The sequence below is a fragment of the Neorhizobium sp. BT27B genome, assembly GCF_050455485.1.
In the GTDB taxonomy this organism is placed as follows: domain Bacteria; phylum Pseudomonadota; class Alphaproteobacteria; order Rhizobiales; family Rhizobiaceae; genus Neorhizobium.
This window is the reverse complement of the sequence record NZ_JBCIYT010000001.1, coordinates 1006356-1025767: the sequence shown is the minus strand read 5'-3', so window position 1 is coordinate 1025767 and position 19412 is coordinate 1006356. Positions and strand designations below refer to the sequence as shown.

Sequence of the window (19412 nt, the reverse complement as noted above, 5' to 3'; positions counted from 1 at the left end):
GAGCCCAAGCTAGCGGAGGCAGACGCGTGGGGATTCATCCGAGGAATTTCCTTTTCACAGCCAACATCCGAGCCTGCACTCCATGCCGACGCAGAGCATGGTACTGGGCTTTCCACCAGAACCCGCTCATCAGAAGCCCGATCCGCCCTCGAGTGACAACCGGCAGCAATTGGACGGCCGGGCTGACCGGCGTCGTTCCTACCGCCGGCACAAGCGCGTGCGGGCTAAAGCTGCGAATCACCTCGTCCTCAGCGGCATCGTCCCAGGTCCGCTTCGGAAACTCCTCGGTCAGATCTATGCTGATGGTGGCCGGCAATTGCTGTTCGATCGGATTGTCGCCGCGCAGAACGGCCAGTGGGCGCCCGTGCAGGTAGGGCAGCGCGATCCCTAGATCCTTCGCCAGCCCAGCAACGCGGAAGATGAAGCGCCCGTAGCCGGGCGGATTGTTCTTGTCGACATGGCCAAAATCGATTAGTTCGCTGACTGAGTGGACCGTTTCGGTGCCATTGTTGAGGATTGCCGCGGTCGCAACACATTGGGCGGTATGGTCGCGCTGCAGCGCGGCGGCCAGGACAGTCAGGTGGTTGGAGAGCAAGGTCTCGTTGGGCGCGACGATCACCACCGCATCGCAGGATGCCGCATCCGCAACGACATCCTGGATCACCCGGCCCATCATGCGTGGATAGGTCGCCGACGCGCCCTCCAGCCGATCGGTGAAATGCACGCCCACCACCCTCACCGACGCGCCGGAGCCTTCGATGTGCCGCTCGATCTCGGCGCGATGCGCGACGAGTTCAACCTCGTCGACCCGAAGCACCGCCTGTACATTTGCATAGTCCTGGCTCTCCACGCTCGCCAGATGGGCACGCAGCACCTTGGAAGAGTAGACCGGCATAAGCAGGTTCAGCTGGACGCTGAGCCGTGCCGTATCCTCGGCCCCGAACTGCAGCTTCAGAAGCTCTGCCTTGCGCTGGTCGAGATTACTGTAGAGGTCGGTGAGATTGCTGATCAGGCTGAATTTTTCGCGGAAAAGTTCCTGCGTGCGCTCGATCTTTGCAAGTGCCGCGGCCGGATTGCTCTTGGCCCAATCAAGATGCGTCAAGATCTCGGCGACCGTCGCCTCGGTAGTTCCGCGGGTGTCGATATAGAGTAGCGAGTCACCGAAATACTTCTTGGCGAACGGATTCTCGTCGCAAATCACCAGCGCACCAGCGGCGATGCTTTCGAACAGCCTGTTCGACATAAGCTCGGAATCCTTGTGAGCCTGCGACGACAGCACCAGCGAGACGCCTGCCTTAGAGATCTCGTCGATCATCGACACACCGTCGAAGGGCACTTCCTTCACGTAACTTTGGTATCCGTCCCAGACCTTGACGCCCTGGAAGACCGTCGGGCCATAGATCCTAAGCAGTCCGGTGGTATCTAGCTGTTTTAGCATTTCTTGGTGGCGGGAGCGGCCGCCGCGCAGCGCATCCCAGTTGATGCCGGCATAGGCAAGCATACCGTCCCCGAGCGACGGTCGATGAACGATGTCGGGTGTCGAATGATAGAGATGAAAGCGCGGCGACAGGTGGGTTCCGGTGCCGCGGATCATTCGATTGACATGGTCATCCGCAGCGCTAGAGCTACAGCTGATAAAATCGTCATGGGTGACGAGGTTGCGCGAGCAACGGAAATAACCCCACTCGTGATAGAATTTGATCGGGTTCCACAGCGCGACGAAAGAGAAAGCGTCGTAATTCTTCGGCGTGTCGAAATGCAGATGCAGCACGAAGTCCACGAGTTGCTTCGACACGATGGTGTCCTGATCGGAGATCAGCCGTCCGTCCGAATGCACCTCGATGCATTCGATGCCGAGCGCCTCGGCGGCGAGCTTCAGCCGCGCAATGCATTCATCCTCTGCCGTCTTCAGCTCCGGCCAGAGCTTGACGACGGCAAAACGCTTGAGCATGCCTGTGGGGACCCAGACGTCCATGTTCATCCTGTGTTTCCTAGCAATTTGGCTTGCGTGAGACCCACGGTCATCGGGCGATAACGGGCTCAGAAGCGGTGTGGCGCTTGCTCCTGCGCGAGTGCAGTATGGCGACGTTGAAAGTCCGCGTAGGCGGTGGCGAGCCCAGCGCGCTCATCGACTGCGGGAAGCCAGCCGAGCGCTCTGATTTTGCTGCTGTCAAGCAACTTTCGCATGGTGCCGTTGGGCTTGGACCGGTCGTAGACGATCTCTCCCTCGAAACCGACGACTTCGGCAATCAATGTTGCCAGTTCGGAAATCTGAAGATCGTGGCCGCAGCCGATATTGTAAAGTTCATGCGTGGTTGGCGCCAGCATGACATATTTCAGTGCCGCCGCGAGGTCATCGACATGCAGCAGCTCGCGCCGCGGCGTGCCGTCGCCCCATACGGTAAACTCGCGGGCCCCCGCATGCTTAGCCTCATGGGCGCGACGCAACATGCCGGCGACCACATGGCTGTGCTGGGGATGGTAATTGTCCCCGGGGCCGTAGAGGTTCGGTGGAATAATGGCGACAAAATTGGAACCGTGCTGGGTGCGATATGCGCGGCACATCTCGATGCCGGCAATCTTGCTGACTGCATAAGCGCGGATATTGGTGTCCAGCGGGCCGGTCAGCATCGCCTCCTCAGTGATTGGCTGTTCGGCATTGGTCGGATAGGTGCAATTCGAGGCAACGAACACCAGCTTCTCGACGCCAGTCCGGTGTGCGCCGTCGATGACGTTCGTCTGTATCATCAGGTTGTCGTAGAGGAAATCGGCCGGGAGCGTTGCATTAGCATGGATGCCGCCGACCTTCGCGCCGATGTGGAAGACCAGCTCCGGCCGGTTCTCTTCCATCCAGCGCCGGACCGCGACGGCATCCGTCAGATCCAGTTCCGCACGGCCGGCGACCAGCAATGTCGCACCCGATGTCTCGAGGTTGCGCATCATGGCGGAGCCGAGCATTCCCCGATGTCCTGTGACCCATACGCGCCGCCCGGAGAACGAGTTAATCGAGCCTTCCGCTGCCATTTCTTTCCGCCTCAACCATATTTAATCCGAACTCTGTCAGCGTCGATGTAGCGCCAAAATCTGGCCGTGCGTCGCGCGTCATCACTGCGCCCACTGGTGCTGCAGCCGGCCACGGCGAGCGCGACGTTGCAGGATCTCCGCCAAGTGCAAACGCAGTGATCCCTTAACCAGCTTTCTTCGATAGCGCAATGACGTATGGAGCCAAGCCACAATTGACCAGAGGCATCAACCCCTATAAATCGCGAGAACGCAAGACGCACGAATTTCGCGGTGGTAGATAATCCGAGGCTCCGAATATCCCTGATCGGGAACCGTTCGTCGGCTCTGAGGCGTCGCCAACGTATCCATATGAGGAACCAGAACGAATGAAAGTCGCACTTATCACCGGCATAACCGGCCAGGATGGCGCCTATCTGGCGGAGCTTCTGCTGAAGAAAGGTTACGTCGTTCACGGTATCAAGCGGCGGTCTTCGCTTTTCAATACCGACCGTATCGACCACCTCTACCAAGATCCTCATGTCGACAATGCTAACTTTATCCTCCACTACGGGGACCTGACAGATTCGACGAATCTTATCCGTATCATCCAGCGCATTCAGCCGGACGAGATCTACAACCTCGCGGCGATGAGTCACGTAGCTGTGAGTTTTGAGACGCCGGAATACACAGCGAACGCCGATGGAATAGGCACATTGCGTATCCTTGAGGCCATCCGCATCCTGGGCCTTGAGAAAAAGACAAAGTTCTACCAGGCATCAACATCAGAACTCTACGGTCTGGTTCAAGAAACACCACAGACCGAAAAAACACCGTTCTATCCACGTAGCCCCTACGCCGTCGCCAAGATGTACGCTTACTGGATCACGGTGAATTATCGTGAAGCCTACGGTCTCTACGCATGCAACGGCATCCTGTTCAATCACGAGTCGCCGCTGCGTGGGGAGACCTTCGTGACACGTAAAATCACTCGTGCCTTGGCCCGCATCAAGCTAAATCTCCAAGATTGCCTGTACCTTGGCAACATGGACGCATTGCGTGACTGGGGCCATGCGCGCGATTATGTCGAGATGCAGTGGCTGATGCTGCAGCAGGAAGTGCCGGAAGACTTTGTCATCGCCACGGGTGTCCAGTACAGCGTTCGCCAGTTCGTAGATGCGGCTGCCAACGAGCTTGGGATAAGCCTGACCTGGAAGGGTGAAGGCGTCGATGAGACGGCCACTGATCAGAATGGAAATGTGGTTGTACGCGTCGACCCGCGCTATTTCCGACCGACCGAAGTAGAAACCCTGCTCGGCGACCCGACTAAGGCGCGGGAAAAGCTGGGATGGACACCAAAGACTGCCTTCCACGAACTCGTTGCCGAAATGGCACGTGAAGATCTGCGCAACGCGGAGCGCGACGAATTGGTGAAAAAGAGCGGATATTCTGCTTATGACTATCACGAGTAAGGTGCTCGATCGATCAGCGAAAATCTATGTCGCAGGGCATCTGGGGATGGTCGGGTCTGCACTTGTACGCCGTCTGGAAGCAGACGGCTACGACAACATCATCGTGCGAACCCGTGTCGAGCTTGACCTTATGGATCAGGCTCGGACAGCGGCGTTCTTCGAGGAGCAGAGATTCGACTATGTTTTCCTGGCGGCAGCTCTGACGGGTGGCATCCATGCCAATCAAACCTACCGCGCCGACTTCATTTATCGTAACCTGATGATTGAGGCGAATGTGATTCACGCCGCTTACAGCACCGGCGTAAAAAACCTTCTATTCCTCGGCTCAAGCTGTATTTATCCACGCGACAGCGCTCAGCCAATTCACGAGGAGAGCTTGCTGACGGGGCCACTCGAGCAAACGAATGAGCCTTATGCTATTGCCAAGATCGCTGGCGTGAAGCTGTGTGAGAGCTATAATCGCCAGTACGGAACAAATTATTTATGTGCTATGCCGACCAATCTTTATGGTCCTAATGACAATTACGATCTGCAAACCGGGCACGTCCTACCAGCGCTAATTCGCAAGGCGCACGAAGCCAAGGTGCGCGGCGACAACCAGATGACCGTTTGGGGATCCGGGCAACCGATGCGGGAGTTCATGTATGTGGACGATCTCGCTGACGCCTGCGTTTATCTTATGGAAAACGACGTGTCGGAAGGCTTGATTAATATCGGCACTGGCACCGACGTCAGTATCAGTGAACTGGCGCATACAGTAATGGAAATCGTAGGATTTGACGGCAAAGTAGTCTTCGATGCGAGCAAGCCGGATGGAACGCCCCGCAAGCTTTTGAGTGTCGAACGGCTGTCTGCGCTCGGCTGGCAGGCTGAGACCTCCTTGCGGGACGGGATCGGTATGGCCTACGCCGATTATCTCAAAAGTTTGGACCGGTAAAAATGCAGCGACCTTTGGTTACTGTCGCCGTTCCATCCTACAATCAGGGCCAGTTTCTCGACGAGGCGCTGAGTTCGATCTTCGAGCAGGATTTGCCGATCGAAGTGTTTCTGATGGACGGCGGATCGACCGATCGTACCGCAGACGTGATCGAAAAGTGGAAAGACCGGCTTTCCGGATGGCGTAGTCACCAAGATGACGGTCAGGCCGCGGCAATTAACGAGGGGATAGCACTCGGATCAGCTCCTTATGTCTGTTGGTTGAACAGTGATGACCTTTTCCTGCCTGGTGCGTTGAAGAAATTGGTAACAGCGCTGGAGGGCGCGACAGACGCGCCGGCGGTCTATGGACGTGCCTGGAATCAAGTTCAAGAGACTGGAAGGCGATACCCCGTCTGGGTCGAGGAGTTTAGCCAATATCGACTTTCACTACGCTGCTTTATCTCGCAGCCCGCTACCCTGATACGGCGAAGCGCCTGGGAGGCGGTCGGCGGAGCGGACGCAAAGCTGCATATGGTTATGGACTATGATCTCTGGTGGCGTTTGTTCAAAAACCAGGGCGCGCTGCATTTTCTTGACGATTTCGTTGCCATCAATCGCGAGCACGACGACACGAAAACGAAGACACAAAGACGTCGCCATTATCGCGAAGCAATCGCGATTGTACGAAAGCATAATGGCCATGTGCCTTTAAAATGGTGGATAGCCCAGCCATACGCGGTTTGGTACAAGTCGCTCATCAAGTAATAGGTCGCGAGCAAAATATACATTGCGAAGGATGGGGTTTCATTGCGAATCATGCGCTATTTGCGACCGGGGATAGGCCAATTAGGTACCTACGACCCGCGCGTTGTTGCCTTTCCTAGCCAAGCCGAACACCCTGTCGCCATACCAGACAACCCTCCGCGCATAACGATTGTCGTGCCGTCCTACAATCAGGGGCTTTTTCTTGGTGATACCCTGAAATCGATCGTCGATCAGCAATATCCGAATTTAGAACTGATCGTGGTGGATGGAGGATCAACGGATTCCACCTTGGAAGTGATCCGACAATACGAATCGAAGCTCGCGTGGTGGGTGAGCGAAAAAGACACCGGGCAGGCTTCGGCGATAAACAAGGGCTTTCAGCGATCGACCGGCGACATCATGGCTTGGCTCAATTCCGACGACATGCTTGCCCCGGGCGCTCTGGCGCGCATCCACAGATATTTTAAGGCTAACCTCAACGTGCAAGTAGTCTATGGGAACCGTATCGTCATCGATGAGGCAGGACGCGAGATCGGCCGTTGGGTTCTGCCCGGACACTCCCAAGGAGTTCTGAAATGGGCTGATTTCGTTCCTCAAGAGACCTTGTTCTGGAAGCGAGAGGCTTGGGATATCGTCGACAGCCATATTGACGAAAGTTTCTCATTCGCCATCGATTGGGACTTTCTGCTGCGACTCTCCGCCAGTGGCGTCCGGATGGCACATATTCCGGCGTTCCTGGGTCTGTTTCGCATTCACGGCTTGCAAAAGACATCCAGCCAGATGTCATCGACCGGGCTGAAGGAAATGGACACCATCCGGCGTCGCGAACTGGGCTTTTCGCCCAAGCCCTGGTGCATCATTGCGCGTATCGCGCCATTCCTTCTGATGGCACGTTGGCTAGAGTTGCGTTATCGAATTTCGCGTCGCAGGTAAGCGTTTGTAGTACCCATCTTTCAGATACCTTAAGCTCAGGCACCGTAAAGTTAGCATTCAGCGCATCGGGCTGTGCGATGCTGCAGCATGACCAAACTCCTCGTAAGAGGCGTGGTGCATCTGTCGATGACTGAATGGATCGCAATCTTGCTGCCTCTGCGATGGTTGGCACGCAGCGAACGGGTTTCGGGCGCGCGCATGCGAGCATTCGATTGAGGTGCAGCCGATTAGGACTTCCGTCTGTTGCGCGGAGGCTAAGGCGCTCGGTATCGAGATGGGAGAGCTGGCGCATTTCTTGAAAGGCAAAATGAAGGAACATGGCATCCGGTTGCTGTCTTCCGATTACACGCTTTATGGCAATTTCAGCTGGCGGGTGGCGACCGTGATAAGCCGGTTTTCTCGAGAATTTCCCCGAAACACGGTTCATGTCGGAAAAAGAAAACTGCTTCATGATCAAGTCTCCAAGCTACTTAGGTAGTTTAGGTGAAATACCTACTTTATGCGAATGCCATTGCCAGCGCTGAAATAACGGAAGTTGCTAAGCGGGGTATGTGCAACGCTGATCACGAGGCCTCGAGAAGCTCGATGGTCTCAAAAGCTTTTGTGCAGCCACTGCCGCCGCAGCGTTGAAAAAACGCGATCCAGTCGAGGGTTGCGACGTTGCCATCTTCTGGCGGCCAGTAGCCGGGCAAGTCGTAACCGAACCTTCCACCTCGCATTGTTCGGGCTCTGACAGCCTCAAGCGACGGGAGGCCGTAACGGTGCAGCCAGGCGCGCCACAACGAGATCTGTTTCGCTTTGCGCTCGTCCAGAAAGACAAGCGGGATGGCCCGTCGCGCCTCCTTGCGCGGAGGGGCGCCCTCGCGCGGGTTAGATTTATATATTTTTTCTTTCTCTAGGTTTGGTGGACATATTTGACCGCCTTCACTGGACATATCTGACCGCCTCACAGGACGATTTTGACCGCCTTCCCGCGGATGAAGGGGGACAATTTTGTCCGTCTTTTCGCGGGCCTCTGTTGCGCGTATTATCGATGCTGCAGAGGGACGATATTCCGTGTTGTGCCCAACGCCGTTACCGCGCTTTATCTCGAACCAGCCCTTAAGCTCCAGTTCGCGGACCGCGCGCTGAATGGTCTTGACGCTCTTGCCGGTCGCTTCGGCAATCGTTTGATAAGACGGCCACGCCTTCTCGGTGTGGCCGTTTACATGTGTGGTGATGATGTGCAGCGCAATCGATCGAGCGCTGTCGCTCAGTTCCTTGTCGCAACTCAACTGCTGGAGCCACTGCAGCTTCACTTCTCGAAATGGTCTAGACGCGCTCATGCCAGCCTCCCGTCAGTGGAGGCCATCAGAGAGCCGGCGTGAGCCGGCTCCTGATACAGCGCTGTGTTTGAGCGCGGTTGACTGGTCGGCACAAGCGCAAAATGTCGCCAATTTCTGTTTGACCAACGCTGGCTAAGTGCTTGATTTTGCCTATCTCGTTTGACGTCAAATTTGCCGTAACTCGTGGCCGAGTTGCGATCCGACCGGGATTGAAAATCCGCGTGTCGGTGGTTCAAATCCGCCTCCGGGCACCATTAAACCTCAGAAAATTCAATAGGTTGCGAGTTTGGTGTCAATCAGTTGGTACCAACCATGTTTTGTTTTCATTTTCCCTACCGTCCGCTTGGAAACCCTGTGGCTTATATCTCGCTGCCGAGATGCTATCGCTGCGATGAATGACGGTTTGTCCTCGTCGCGCCCGGATGAAAGTTCAGTGGCAGATCACCGACGCAATCATCCGGATTCGCTGAACGTTTCTTCTCCCTAGAATTTCACCCTCAGCTGCGCCCCCACCGTGTGGTCCGCATTGCCGTCCTCTCCAAACATTGCCCGGTAATCCAGCGTGAGATCCCAGTCATTCTCGAACTGCATGTTCACCGACAGGCCGAGTGTCACATAATCCTGGTCGGTTTCGCGTCCGTCGATTTCGTAAGGAAGCGTGCCGAGATCGGCATAACCGAGTTTGACCTTGGACGAACCGTCGAAATCATGGACATATTCCAGCCGCAGGCCCGGCGTGAGTGTACCCCAGTCCATCTCGAACGATTTGTTGGCGCGAACACCGATGACACCTGACAGGGTATCCACCGTCTGGCTGCCATAGGTCAGGCTGTAGATACCGCCACCCTGTTCGGTAAAACCATCCAGCCAGGAGCGGGAGAACTCGACCCGCGCGTAGGGTGAGACGAGCCAGCTTTCCTCCCTGATTTCGTAGGCGGCGGTGACAGATCCAAAGACCTGGCTGCCGCTGCGCTCTCCCGTTGCGATATCGCCGGTGGAGGTCACATACCGTTTGCTGTCGAAGTTCAGGGTTCCGGCCCCAAGCAAGGTGTCGAGGAAGAAATTGTCGATCGGCTCGTAGCTTGCGTAGAGCGCGGCGCTGAACGACTGGGCGCGGTTTTCCGTGCCGTTGTCGCCGATATCGGCCTGATCGCGGCCATAACCAATGCCCAGACCGGCCACCAGTTTTTCCGAGAAGCGGTAGTCGAAGCCGCCGCTGATGCCGATCGTCGTGTGGCCGATATCCAGCCCCTCGTCGTCCCGGTCGCCGAAATTGACGAAACCACCCGACCAGAAGGCAAGCCGGCTGAATTCCTCACCTTCATCCGATCCGCCTCCCGCTCCAGCGCCGCCGCCTGCAGCACTGGAAACCGGGCCGGTTTTGCCGGTGCCATAACCATAGGTATCAGAGGCCGAAGACTGAGGGGCTCTCACCATCGCATCACCGCGTGGATCGTTCTGGCGATCCATCAGGCGTTCGATCGGGTCTTTCTCACGTTCGGAAGGTGTGCCGATACGGATGTCCATGCTGGCGGCACGGCGTTCGCGTTCATTGTGCAGCCGTTCCAACCTGCTCTGGAAATTGCGGATCTGGTTACGCGCCAGACGGGTCGCCGACGCTGCCTGGGCATTGACGAGGCCGATAACTTCCGGATCCAGTGAAGGGTCCGGGCGAACCGGCTCGATATAGCTGAACAGACCGGTACCGACCGCCGAACCTGCCGGTGTGATGACGACCACATCAACGGCGCCGGCCGCATGCGCCGGTGCCGTCACCGTCACGGCAGTTGCATTGACAACCACCAGATTGGTGGCGGCTGTACCACCGAATGTCACAGCCGTTGCACCACTCAGATTTGTCCCGGTGATCGTCACCGTCGCACCGCCGGCGGTAGTGTCCCATGCGGGGGCAACCGTTGCCACGGTCGGCAGCGCGGAAGCGCCGATGTTGATCGTATAGGCTCCCGAAACCGTTGCAGAGGCAGCATCCGTTGCGGTTATGGTGAAACCCGACAGGCCTGCAATGGTCGGCGTGCCGCTGATCGTCCCGGTTCCGGCGTTCAGCGTCAGCCCCACAGGCAGGGTCCCTGCGGTGACTGCGTAGGTAAAGGGTGCCGCGCCATTTGAGGCGGTGATTGTTGCACCTGGGTAGACGCTACCGATATTGCCGGCCGGCAGCTCGCCGCCTGCCGGTGACAAGGCCAGCGTATTGGGCGTGACCGTGATGCTGACCGTTGCCGGCGCAGATGTGCCGGATACGTTGGTCGCCGTGTAGGTGAAACTGTCCGGCCCAGAGTAACCGGGCACCGGTGTGTAACTGATGCTGGTTCCCGATGCCGTGGCAATGCCCTGGCTGGGTGGCGTATCAACGGCGACAGAGGCTGCCGGGCCGCCGGTTATGTTCAGCGGGATTGGAAAACCGACGGCATTGCCGGGCACGGTCACGGCAACGGCATTGGCTATGGGGGCGGCAAGATAGGTGTAGGCATTGCTGGCTGTAAATGTCTGTCCGGCTGCGGTGAGCGCGACATTGACTGTGCCGGCACTGCCGGCCGGTGCAACCACCGTCACTGTCGTGTCATTGACAACGGTGACACCGCTTGCCGCCACGCCGCCAAACGTAACCGCTGTCGTGCCGGTCAGGTTGATGCCGGAAATGGTAACGGAATTGCCTCCGGCCGTCGGGCCGCTGGCAGGAGAAAGCGACAGGATGACCGGGCCTGTCGGCGGCAGGTAGGTGAACAGGCCGATACCGATGCCGGCCCCGTCCAGAGATGTGACGGAGACGTTGACGACACCGACGGCATGCGCCGGCGTGGTTGCGGTGATGATGGTGTCGTTGACCACGGCGACATTGCTGGCCGGCGTGCCGCCAAAGCTCACGGCCGTTGCGCCGGTAAAGTTCAGGCCGGTGATGGTCACTGCAGTTCCGCCGGCAGCCGAGCCGGAGACTGGTGTAACGAGTGCGACCACCGGTGGCAGGGTTGGCACATAGGTAAACAGGCCAAGGCCAAGCCCGGTTCCTGCCGGCGACGTGACGGACACATTGACGACACCGGCCGCATGCGGTGGCGCCGTTGCGACGATCGTCGTGTCATTGATCACGGTCACGCCGGTTGCCGGTGTGCCGCCGAAACTGACCGAAGTCGCACCGGTGAAATTGAGACCGGTGAGCGTGACCGATGTCCCCCCGGTCGTCGAACCGGTCAGCGGCGTGACGAGAAGGACCGACGGCGGCAAGGTCGGCACGTAGGTGAACAGGCCAAGACCAAGGCCGGTCCCGGCTGTCGACGATACGGACACGTTGACGATACCGGCCGCATGCGCCGGCGTGGTCGCCGTGATCGTGGTATCGTTGACGACGGTGACGTTGGTGGCCGGTGCCCCGCCGAAGCTGACCGCGGTTGCGCCGGTGAAGTTGAGGCCGGTCAGCGTGACCGACGTGCCGCCGGTTGTCGAGCCTGTCAATGGCGAGACAAGGAAAACCGAAGGTGGCAAGGTGGGCAGGTAGGTGAACAGGCCAAGGCCCAGCCCCGTTCCCGCCGGTGATGTGACTGAGACATTGACCACGCCGGCAGCATGCGCCGGCGACGTCGCTGTGATCGTCGTGTTGTTGACGATGGTGACATTGGTCGCCGGTGTTCCACCGAAGCTCACGTCCGTGGCGCCGGTGAAGTTGAGGCCGGTCAGCGTCACCGAGGTTCCGCCTGCCGTCGAACCGGTCAGCGGCGTAACGGCGACAACCGAAGGCGGCAGGTCCGGCACATAGGCAAACAGGCCAAGACCAATTCCTGTTCCCAGCGTCGATGTGACGGAGACATCGACAACACCCACAGCGTGGGCCGGCGAAACTGCCGTAATCGTATTGTCGTTGACGACGGTCACGCTGGTGGCCGGTGTGCCGCCGAAACTCACGCCTGTCGCGCCGGTGAAGTTGAAGCCGGTGATCGTCACAGCCGTGCCACCAACCGTGGAGCCGGTGGGCGGGGTGACCAATACGACGGTTGGCGGTGCTGCCGGAACATAGGCGTAGATGCCGATCCCGATCCCGGTTCCCTGCGCCGTTGTGATGGACACATCGACAATACCAACGCCGTGGGCCGGGGCGGTTGCGGTAATCGTCGTGTCACTGACGACGGTGATGTTCGTTGCGGCGGTGCCGCCGAACAAAACGCCGGTCGCGCCGGTCAGGTTGATGCCGGTAATGGTGACGGGCGTGCCGCCGGCGGTGGAGCCGGTTGCCGGCAGAGCCGCGATCACCACTGGCGGCAATGCCGGCAGATAGGTGAAGAGGCCAAGTCCGAGACCGGATCCGGCAGGCGTCGTCACCGACACATCGACAATGCCGGCAGCATGGGCCGGAGCGATGGCCGTGATCGTGTTGTCGTTGACAACCGTCACGCCTGTCGCCGGTGTGCCGCCGAAATTCACAGCGGTCGCGCCGGTAAAATTCACCCCGCTGATGGTGACGAGAGTTCCGCCACCGATCGGGCCTGTCAGCGGCGTGGCCAGCAAAACAACCGGTTGCGCCGTTGGCAGATAGGTGAAAAGGCCAAGACCCAGCCCGGTGCCGGATGGTGATGTGACGGAGACGTTGACGATGCCTGCGGCATGCGCCGGAGCGGTGGCGGTGATGGTGCTGTCGTTGACGACGGCGATATTCGTGGCCGGCGTGCCGCCAAAACTGACGGCGGTGGCACCGGTGAAGTTCAGGCCGGTCAGCGTCACCTGCGTTCCGCCGGTTGTCGGGCCGGTCAGCGGTGAGGCGAGCACGACGGATGGCGGCAATGTCGGCAGATAGGTGAACAGGCCGAGACCAAGCCCGGTTCCCTGAGGTGATGTGACGGACACATTGACGATGCCGGCCGCATGCGCCGGGTTTGTGGCGGTGATGGTCGTATCATTGACCACGGTCACATTCGTGGCCGGTGTGCCGCCGAAACTGACCGCGGTTGCGCCGGTGAAATTCAGGCCGACCAACGTGACCTGTGTTCCTCCGGAAGACGTGCCGGTCAGCGGCGCAACCAGAGCGACGGACGGTGGCAGGCTCGGCAGATAGGTGAAGAGGCCAAGACCGAGGCCCGTTCCCGCAGGCGATGTGACGGAAACATTGACGAGACCCGCGGCATGCGCCGGAGCTGTTGCCGTGATGGTGGTATCGTTGACGACGGTGACATTCGTTGCCGGTGTGCCGCCGAAACTGACAGCTGTGGCGCCGGTGAAGTTCAGGCCGGTCAATGTAACCGGTGTTCCTCCAGCTGTTGAGCCGGTGAGCGGAGTGGCAAGGACGACGGATGGCGGCAGGGTCGGCACATAGGTGAAGACGCCGGTTCCAATCCCCGTTCCCGCGCCTGACTCGACCGAGACATTGACGAGGCCGGCCGCATGCGCCGGGGCTGTCGCGGTGATGGTATTGTCGTTGACGACGATCACATTCGTTGCCGGAGTGGCCCCGAAACTGACGCCGGTGGCGCCGGTGAAATCCAGGCCGGTGATCGTGACCGCTGTTCCACCTGCCGTGGAACCGGTCAGCGGTGTTACAAGGATGGCTGAAGGTGGCAGGATCGGTAGATAGGTGAACAGGCCAAGGCCGAGACCGGTTCCGGCCGGCGTTGTGACCGACACATTGACGATGCCGGCCGCATGCGCCGGAGCGGTTGCCGTGACCGTGGTGTCGTTGACGACGACGACATTCGTGGCCGGTGTTCCGCCAAAGCTGACGTCAGTCGCTCCGGTCAGGTTGAGGCCCGTCAGTGTCACCGTCGTTCCGCCGCTGGCGGTGCCGGTCAGCGGCGTTGCAAGAAGAACCGATGGCGGCACTGTGGGGAGGTAAGTGAAGAGACCAAGACCCAGTCCGGGGCCGGCCGGCGATGTCACGGAAACATCGACGATACCGGCCGCATGCGCTGGAGCGGTGGCGGAAATCGTCGTGTCGTTGATGACGGTCACGCCGGTTGCCGGTGTCCCTCCGAAGTCGACTGCCGTTGCGCCTGTGAAATTGACACCGGTAATGGTCACCGGTGTGCCGCCGGTGGTCGATCCGGTCAACGGTGCGACCAGAACAACCGATGGCGGCAATGTGGGCAGATAGGTGAACAGACCAAGGCCGAGACCCGTGCCTTCCGGCGAGGTGACGGAGACATCAACAATGCCGACAGCGTGTGCCGGGGCAGTTGCGGTGATCGTGTTATCATTGACGACTGTGACGCCTGTTGCCGGCGTTCCGCCGAAATCGACGTCTATTGCGCCGGTGAAATTGAGACCTGTAATAGTCACCGGTGTGCCGCCGGCGGTTGAGCCGGTGAGCGGTGCGACCAGGAGAACCGATGGCGGCGCCGTGGGAAGATAGGTGAACAGGCCGAGGCCCACCCCGCTTCCATTCGTCGATGATGTCACGGCCACATCGACGATGCCGGCCGCATGCGCAGGGGCAATGGCCGAAATCGTCGTGTCGTTGACGACGGTGACACCCGTTGCCGCTGTGCCTCCGAACGTAACCCCCGTGGCACCGGTAAAGTTCAGACCGGTGATCGTCACCGGCGTGCCGCCTCCGATTGCGCCGGCCGGCGGCGTGACCAGAAGAACGGAGGGCGGGAGTGTCGGCAGATAGGTGTAGAGGCCAAGCCCGAGACCAGTACCGGTGGGCGAACTGACCGAAACATTGACCAGACCAGCCGGGTGCGCCGGCGCTGTTGCGGTAATGGTGCTGTCGTTGACAACGGTCACGCCGGTGGCCGCAACCCCGCCAAAGCTGACGGAGGTGGCGCCGGTAAAATTAAGCCCGCTGATGGTGACGCTGGTGCCACCGGTGACCGGGCCGGCCAATGGAGCGGCCAGAAGAACGGAGGGCGGCAATGTCGGCAGATAGGTATAGAGGCCAAGTCCGATGCCTGTTCCCGAAGGAGATATGACGGAAACATCCACCAGGCCGACGGCATGTGCCGGTGAGGTGGCGACGATGGTCGTATCGTTGACCACCGTGACGCCTGTGGCGGGCGTGCCGCCAAAACTGACGCCGGTTGCGCCCGTGAAGTTGAAACCGGTCAGCGTCACCGTCGTGCCACCGGAGACGGGTCCGGCCAGCGGCGCCGCCAGGATGACGGAGGGCTGCGCGGTCGGCAGATAGGTGAACAGGCCAAGGCCTATGCCTGTTCCTCCCGGCGCGGTGACGGAAACATTGACGACACCCACGGAATGCGGCGGTGCCGTCGCGGTAATGGTGGTGTCGTTGACGACGGTCACGCTGGTTGCCGCGGTGCCGCCGAAACTGACACCTGTCGCACCGGTGAAATTCAGTCCGCTTATCGTCACGGACGTGCCGCCGGCGATCGAGCCTGTCGGCGGTGTGACCAGGAGAACGGATGGCTGTGCGGTCGGCAGGTAGACGAACAGGCCAGCCCCCAAGCCGGTTCCATTCGGCGTTTCAACATCTACACTGACGATCCCTGCTGGATGAGCAGGTGTCGTCGCTGTAATGGTTGTGTCATTGACGACGGTCACACCGGTTGCTGCGATGCCGCCAAAACGGACCTCAAGCGTACCGGTGAAATTGACACCGGTTATGACAACATTGGTGCCGCCATCCGCGGAGCCTGCCGCCGGTCCGACCAGAAGCACGGAGGGCTGCGCGGTCGGCAGATAGGTGAAAAGGCCAAGACCGAGACCGGTGCCGTTGGGCGACATCACGGCGACATTGACAAGGCCGGCCGCATGCGCCGGCGTGGTGGCGGTGATCGTGGTGTCGTTGACGACGGTGACGTTGGTGGCGGCCGTGCCGCCGAATGTGACACCGGTTGCGCCTGTAAAGTTGAGGCCGCTGATGGTGACGGTGGTGCCGCCATTTATGGAGCCGGTGAGCGGGCCGACCAGCAGGACGGAAGGAGCCGCCGTCGGCAGGTAGGTGAACAGTCCGGTGCCCACGCCCGTTCCTTGGCCCGATGTCACGTTGACGTCGACAAGGCCGGCCGCATGGGCCGGTGCAGTCGCGGTGATCGTCGAATTGTTGACCACCTGGAAATTGGTGGCCGGCGTGCCTCCGAAACTGACTGCGTTGGCGCCGGTGAAGTTGAGACCGGTAATCGTGACCGGCGTTCCGCCCGCCGTCGAACCCGTCAGCGGAAGCACGGCGAGCGTGCTCGGCGGGATTGTCGGCAGATAGGTGAACAGTCCCAATCCAAGGCCGGTGCCTGCGCCCGACGTCACCGAGACATCGACGATACCGGCAGCATGGGCAGGTGTAATCGCTGTGATCGTATTGTCGTTGACGACGGTCACGCCTGTTGCGGCAGTTCCACCAAAACTGACGGCCGTCGCACCGGTAAAATTGAGGCCGGTTATGGTCACGGTTGTGTTGCCGGATATCGGGCCGGTCAATGGCGCGACGAGCAGGACCGAAGGCTGCGCCACCGGCAGATAGGTGAACAGGGAGACACCCGTACCTGTCCCGGCAGGGGAGGTGAGAGACACGTTGACGATGCCGGCGGCATGGGCGGGCGTTGTGGCGGTGATGGTGGTGTCGTTGACCACAGTCACGCTGGTTGCGGCCGTTCCGCCAAAGCTGACACCCGTTACCCCGGTGAAATTGACACCGGTGATGGTGACCGGCGTTCCGCCGGATGTCGGGCCGGTCAGCGGAAGAACGGCTATGCCTGTAGGGGGCAGTGCCGGCAGATAAGTGTAGAGCCCCAAGCCAAGGCCCGTTCCGGCAGGCGATGTTACCGTCACGTCGACCAGACCTGCGGCATGTGCGGGCGCGGTTGCCGTTATCGTCGTATCATTGACGACGGTGACGGCGGTCGCCAGCGTGCCGCCGAAACGCACGGCCGTCGCGCCGGTGAAGTTGAGGCCGGTAATGGTGACGGGCGTGCCGCCCGCAGCAGGTCCCGTCAGCGGTGCGGCCAGCAGGACGGACGGTACCGCCGTCGGCAGATAGGTGAAGAGACCGAGGCCAAGGCCGGTGCCAGTCGCCGATGTTACCGACACATCGACCAGACCTGCGGCATGTGCTGGCGCGGTTGCCGTAATCGTCGTGTCGTTGATGACGGTGACGGCTGTCGCCAGCGTGCCGCCGAAACGCACAGCCGTTGCGCCTGTGAAATTGACGCCGGTAATGGTCACCACCGTGCCGCCGCTTATTGGTCCCGTCAAAGGCGTGGCCAGAAGCACGGAGGGCGGGGCGGTCGGCAGATAGGTGAAGACACCAAGCCCGATGCCGGTGCCAGCGGACGCGGTGACGGACACGTCGACCAGTCCGGCGGCATGTGCCGGTGCGGTTGCGGTGATGGTCGTGTCGTTGAGCACGGTTACACCGGTGGCGGCAGTGCCGCCAAAACGGACAGCCGTGGCACCGGTGAAATTGGCGCCGGTGATCGTCACCGCTGTTCCGCCGTTGATCGAGCCGGTGAGGGGAGCAACCAGAAGAACCGATGGCGGCAATGACGGCAGATAGGTGAACAGGCCAAGGCCGATCCCGGTGCCACCCGCATTGGTGACCGTCACGTCGACCAGACCGGCGGCATGGGCCGGCGCTGTCGCCGTGATCGTCGTATCGTTGACGACCGTTATGCCTGTGGCGGCCGTTCCGCCAAAGGTGACGCCCGTCGCACCCGTAAAGTTGACCCCGGTGATCGTCACCGACGTCCCGCCCGATGTCGACCCGGTCAGTGGCGTGGCCAGCACGACGACCGGTGGCGCTTGGACATAGGTGAATAGACCGATGCCCGAACCGGTGCCGCTCGCCGTTGTCACGGCCACATTCACGAGGCCGGCCGCATGGGCCGGCGCGATCGCGGTAATCGTCAGATCGTTGACGACGGTTACGCCTGTGGCTGCCACTCCGCCGAAGGAGACAGCAGTTGCGCCGGTGAAATTGACACCGGTGATGGTGACGGGCGTACCGCCGGCCGTTGACCCTATTAGCGGCGTGGCAAGAACCACCAATGGCGGCGGCTGCACATAGGTGAACAGGCCAAGGCCCGATCCCGTGCCGGCCGGTGTGGTGACCGAAACGCCAACCAGACCGGCAACATGCGCAGGCGTTGTCGCCGTAATGGTGAGGCCGTTGACAACGGTCACATTTGTCGCCGCAACGCCTCCGAAGCTCACGGCCGTGGCACCGGTAAAATTTGTGCCGGTGATGGTGACACTCGTACCGCCGGCGGTCGAGCCGGTGAGCGGTGCGACCAGAAGGACTGTCGGCGGGGCTTCAGGGACATAGGTGAAGGCATTGGTTGCAACGATCGTTCCTGTTGGCGCAACCACCGTCACGTCCACGAGGCCGGCTGTCAGGCGAAAAGGCGTTCTGGCGGTGATTGTGGTCGCGTTGACAACGGTCACTGCTGTGGCCGCTGAGAGGCCGAACCTGACGACGGTCGTGCCGGTAAATTCCGTGCCGGTGATGGTCACGATCGATCCACCAGCGGTGGAGCCTGTGTTGGGAGAAACAAGGGTGATCGTTGGTGCCGCCTGGGCAGCTGCGGCCTGAAGGAGGAAGATGCTACACAGGATCAGCAGATATGCAGCCGAAGCGAGTTGGCGAATTATAGCATGGAGACGATGTCTGCCTGAAAAACGGCTCGACGGAAAACGAACTGGTCCAGAACGCGCACAAATCGGCATCAAGCATCCCCCTGGTTGAAAACCCGGTCAGAGCGACGCAAGACAAAACGACTCAGCCTTCAATTTGGATAGCAAGAAGCGGGAAATATGTCTGATGACTAATGCGCGGAATGGTTGATTTTGATCGGGGTGTGATGTTTTAGCAATATATTATAAATAACGCGTGTGTCGGATTGCGTGTGCATTTTATGATTGCTTGTGAGCGGCGCATGTGTGTGGCGCCGAGAGCTGATCAACGTCAGACGTTGCAATTGAAAAATTTTCCATGAAAAATATTGCTTGATGCAGGCTGGGGATCGCGGGGCAGCGATAGCGCCACACTGTTGATTTCCACTGAGAGCTGACCCGGCGTTTCCACCGAGAAGTGGCTCTGACGCACATT

Annotated in this window: 8 protein-coding genes; 4 read left to right on the top strand and 4 right to left on the bottom strand. The window is 59.9% G+C overall.

The features are described 5' to 3' along the window. Nucleotides 1-34 precede the first annotated feature (34 nt). Both AAIH70_RS05260 and AAIH70_RS05255 read right to left on the bottom strand, forming a co-directional pair. Nucleotides 35-1981, bottom strand: coding sequence for a glycosyltransferase family protein (locus AAIH70_RS05260; RefSeq protein WP_430033377.1), 1947 nt, complete (start codon nucleotides 1979-1981; stop codon nucleotides 35-37). Between the two features lie 59 nt (nucleotides 1982-2040). After that, nucleotides 2041-3024 carry a GDP-L-fucose synthase family protein gene (locus AAIH70_RS05255; protein ID WP_430033374.1) on the bottom strand — a complete coding sequence of 328 codons (984 nt, stop codon included), beginning with the start codon at nucleotides 3022-3024 and terminating at the stop codon, nucleotides 2041-2043. Between the two features lie 365 nt (nucleotides 3025-3389). On the opposite strand from AAIH70_RS05255, the gene gmd reads away from it, so the two are divergent. The 4 genes from gmd to AAIH70_RS05235 are packed head-to-tail and all read left to right on the top strand — an operon-like array spanning nucleotide 3390 to nucleotide 7088. Further along, nucleotides 3390-4472 carry a GDP-mannose 4,6-dehydratase gene (gene gmd / locus AAIH70_RS05250; protein ID WP_430033371.1) on the top strand — a complete coding sequence of 361 codons (1083 nt, stop codon included), beginning with the start codon at nucleotides 3390-3392 and terminating at the stop codon, nucleotides 4470-4472. Beyond that, the gene (locus AAIH70_RS05245; RefSeq protein WP_430033368.1) at nucleotides 4456-5409 is read left to right on the top strand and encodes a GDP-L-fucose synthase family protein; all 954 of its coding nucleotides are present in this window, start codon (nucleotides 4456-4458) and stop codon (nucleotides 5407-5409) included. Before gmd ends, AAIH70_RS05245 begins: the two co-directional genes overlap by 17 nt. A gap of 2 nt (nucleotides 5410-5411) precedes the next feature. After that, entirely contained in the window at nucleotides 5412-6155 is a 744-nt protein-coding gene (locus AAIH70_RS05240; RefSeq protein WP_430033365.1) for a glycosyltransferase family 2 protein, read from the top strand. Between the two features lie 51 nt (nucleotides 6156-6206). After that, nucleotides 6207-7088, top strand: a complete 882-nt coding sequence (locus tag AAIH70_RS05235; RefSeq protein ID WP_430033551.1) for a glycosyltransferase family 2 protein — start codon at nucleotides 6207-6209, stop codon at nucleotides 7086-7088. 563 nt (nucleotides 7089-7651) lie between these two features. On the opposite strand, the gene AAIH70_RS05230 is transcribed toward AAIH70_RS05235, so the two are convergent. Both AAIH70_RS05230 and AAIH70_RS05225 read right to left on the bottom strand, forming a co-directional pair. Beyond that, entirely contained in the window at nucleotides 7652-8413 is a 762-nt protein-coding gene (locus AAIH70_RS05230; RefSeq protein ID WP_430033362.1) for a helix-turn-helix domain-containing protein, read from the bottom strand. 483 nt (nucleotides 8414-8896) lie between these two features. Next, the gene (locus AAIH70_RS05225; protein ID WP_430033359.1) at nucleotides 8897-19030 is read right to left on the bottom strand and encodes an IPT/TIG domain-containing protein; all 10134 of its coding nucleotides are present in this window, start codon (nucleotides 19028-19030) and stop codon (nucleotides 8897-8899) included. Between the last annotated feature and the right edge of the window lie 382 nt (nucleotides 19031-19412).